1 pseudogene is annotated in these 695 nt (G+C 40.0%); it reads left to right on the plus strand.

The window, feature by feature from the left end:
• Positions 1-695: pseudogene (locus ACFILZ_RS10060) on the plus strand (hypothetical protein); the annotation flags it as partial.

Here is a 695-nt window from a genome sequence, read left to right on the forward strand (position 1 = left end):
GAAACGAATAATACAGTTGCTCAGTATTTTGGAGGCGGAGCTGGATATAAGGATGGCAAATGGATAGCTCCGAGTTTCAAGTTAAAAACCATTAACTCTGATGGTACAGCTGGTGAGGAGAAGAGTTATGATAATGTAGCTGCTGCATTTGCAGATGTTAGTAGCTCATTCACAAATATAAAAAATGATATTACGAATGTAGTGAATGAAAGCCTAGTTAAGCAAGATGCTGAGACAAAAGTTATCGATATTGGTAAAGAAGTAGAAGGCGGCGAAATCAATATCGCCAACAAAACTGGTGCGGACCGTACGCTTTCTGGTGTAAAGGCAGCTGTAAACGATAATGAAGCGGTTAATAAAGGTCAGCTTGAAAAAAGTTTGAAGGATCTTCAGTCTGATGATTCAGCAGTTGTTCATTATGATAAGAACAAGGATGCCTCCATTAACTATACGAGTGTGACGTTTGGCAAAGGAAATGGTTCTGCGGCTGTTGGTCTGCATAATGTTGCGGATGGTATGATTGCTAAGGATTCACATGATGTTGTTAATGGCAACCAGATTAATAAAATTGGCGAGGATGTAGCACAGTATTTTGGAGGCAGTGCGTCATTTCAAGATGGTAGCTTTACACAGCCGACATATGAATTATCGAGTGTTTCTGAAGATGGTCATCTATATACCCCAGCGTGGTATTT

The organism is Bartonella sp. AP40SXNS, assembly GCF_042195825.1.
Taxonomy (GTDB): Bacteria; Pseudomonadota; Alphaproteobacteria; order Rhizobiales; family Rhizobiaceae; genus Bartonella.